Here is a 2,707-nt window from a genome sequence, read left to right on the forward strand (position 1 = left end):
AGGAGCTGTACGAGGTGCTGGCCGGTGTCCGTCCGCTTGATGTCTCCGGGTCGGAGGTGGCGTTCTACTCGACGGTGACCGGCGGTCGGGTCGATCCCTGTGTGCTGGATACGGCGTATTGGGTGGCGAATTTGCGGGAGCGGGTGCGGTTCGCTGAGGCGGTGGAGGCGTTGTTGGCGGACGGGCATCGGGTGTTCATCGAGGCCAGCCCCCACCCGGTACTGGCCCTGGGGATGGAGGAGACGTTTGAGCGTGTGGGGGTGGAGGCGGTCGCGGTGCCCACGCTGCGCCGTGATCATGGTGGTCGGGGTCAGCTTTTGCGGTCTGTTGGTCAGGCGTTCGTCGCGGGGGTCGGGGTGGACTGGAAGGCGGCGTTCCCGGCCGATCCCACTCCCCGTACTGTCGACCTGCCCACCTACGCCTTCCAGCGTGAGCGCTACTGGATCGACGGACTCAGCGGTCGGGGTGCCGATCCCACCGATCTCGGGCTGGTCGCCGCGGACCATCCGCTGCTGGGCGCCGCCGTCGAACTCGCCGACGGCAGTGGCCATCTGCTGACGGGACGCCTCTCGGCCGCGTCGCACGGCTGGCTCGCCGACCATGTGGTGGCGGGCGCGGCACTGGTGCCCGGGACGGCCATGGTGGAGTGGGCGCTGCGGGCGGCCGACGAGGTCGGCTGCGGCGGCATCGAGGAACTGGCGCTCCAGGTGCCGCTGGTGCTGCCGCCCGATGGGGGAGTGCGGCTGCAGGTGGTCGTCGGCGGACCGGGCGCCGATGGTCGGTGCGATGTGCGGATGTACGCGCGCCCCGATGACGGTGCCGACACGGCCGCCGGATGGGTGTGCCACGCCGAAGGCGTGCTGGGCCCGCCCTCCGAGGGCTCCGGCCCGGCGGAGGAGCCGGGCGGGACGTGGCCACCGGCGGACGCGAAACCGCTGGACCCCGTGGACTTCTACGAACGCATCGCGGCGTCGGGATACGCGTACGGCCCGGCGTTCCAGGGGCTGCGCGCGGTGTGGCGGGACGGCGCGGACCTCCTGGCCGAGGTGACGCTGCCCGAAGCAGCGGGGGAGCGGACCGGCTTCGGCATCCATCCGGCGCTGCTGGACGCCGCGCTGCATCCCGTGCTCCTGGCCGACGAGCCCACGGCCGACGCCCCCACCGGCCCGGCCGATGGCAGGGTGTGGCTGCCGTTCACTTGGAGCGGGGTGTCCCTGTGGGCCACCGGGGCGACCACGGTACGGGTACGGATCTCTCCGCAACGGCCCGGTGCGGAGGCGGAGCGTACGCTGCGCGTCACCGTGGCGGACGCCCTGGGCGGCCCGGTGCTGAGCGCCGACGCGGTGGTGCTGCGAGCGGCCGGCGCAGATCAGCTGCGTATGGCCCAACCGCCCGGCGTAGGCGGGCTGTTCGCCATGGACTGGGTGCCCTTGCCGGTGCCCGCGCCGCCGAACGGCGCGGGGCGGTCCGCGGACCGCCCGGCCGATGACGCCCACTGGGCGATCCTGGGCGCCGAGGACATGGCTCCGGCCGGGTCCGCCGCCGCACACCATCCGGATCTGCGGGCGCTGATCGCCGCGCTCGACGCGGGCGCATCCCCACCGGCGGTCGTGCTGGCACCTGGGCCCGCCCCGGCGGCGGACAGGCGGGACAGCGACATGGCGGCCGATGGCCTGGCCGCGGCGGAACGCGTGCTGGCACTGCTGCAGGACTGGCTGGCCGAACCGCGCCTGGCCGAGGCCCGGTTGGTCGTGATGACCGGTGGCGCCGTCGTGACCGGCGACCCGGACGGCGGCGGACCCGTCGCCGAGGACGTGGATACGGCGGGGGCCGCCGTATGGGGCCTGGTGCGCAGCGCACAGGCCGAGAACCCGGGCCGTTTCCTGCTGCTCGACCTCGACCTCGACCTCGACCTCGATCTCGATCTCGGCCTCGACCCTCGCGCCGGGGTGCCCGCTCCCCGCGTGGCCGACGCCGTGGCACGCGCCGTGGAGAGGGACGAATCGCAGCTGGCGCTGCGGGCGGGGCAGGTGTTGGTGCCCCGGCTGGTGCGCGCCGGGCGGGGCGAAGGGCCGGTGGCGCCTCTGGGGCACTCCGCGTGGCGGCTCGGACTCGAGGACGCCGGGACGGTGGACGGCGTGCGGCCGGTGGCATGTCCGGAGGTCTTGGCACCGCTGCGGGCGGGCCAGGTGCGGATCGATGTCCACGCGGCGGGCGTGAACTTCCGCGATGCGCTGATCGTGTTGGGGATGTACCCCGGGGACGCGGTGTTCGGGGGCAGCGAGGGCGCCGGTGTGGTGCGGGAGATCGGCCCCGGCGTGACCGGGCTGGCCGTGGGCGACCGGGTGATGGGACTGTTCGAGGGCGCGTTCGGCCCGCTGGCGGTGGCGGACGCCCGTATGGTGGCGCCCATTCCCGGCGGGTGGTCCTTTCGGCAGGCGGCGGCGGTGCCGGTGGCTTATCTGACGGCGTGGTATGGGTTGGTGGAGCTGGGTCGGCTGCGGTGTGGGGAGTCGGTGTTGGTTCATGCGGCGGCTGGTGGTGTGGGGATGGCGGCGGTGGGGATCGCGCGGTATCTGGGTGCGGAGGTGTATGCGACGGCGAGTCCTGGCAAGCATGGGGTGCTGGGGGAGATGGGGGTGGACGGGGCGCATCGGGCGTCGTCGCGTGATGTGGGGTTTGCGGAGGTGGTGCGTGCGGCGAGGGG

Annotated in this window: 1 protein-coding gene; it reads left to right on the forward strand. The window is 73.9% G+C overall.

From position 1 onward, the window contains the following. Positions 1-2,707 (forward strand): SpnB-like Rossmann fold domain-containing protein (locus tag AXW62_RS36860; protein ID WP_159061039.1); only part of this gene is annotated, 2,707 nt, incomplete at both ends.

This window comes from Streptomyces hygroscopicus subsp. hygroscopicus (genome assembly GCF_001553455.1).
GTDB lineage: Bacteria > Actinomycetota > Actinomycetes > Streptomycetales > Streptomycetaceae > Streptomyces > Streptomyces hygroscopicus.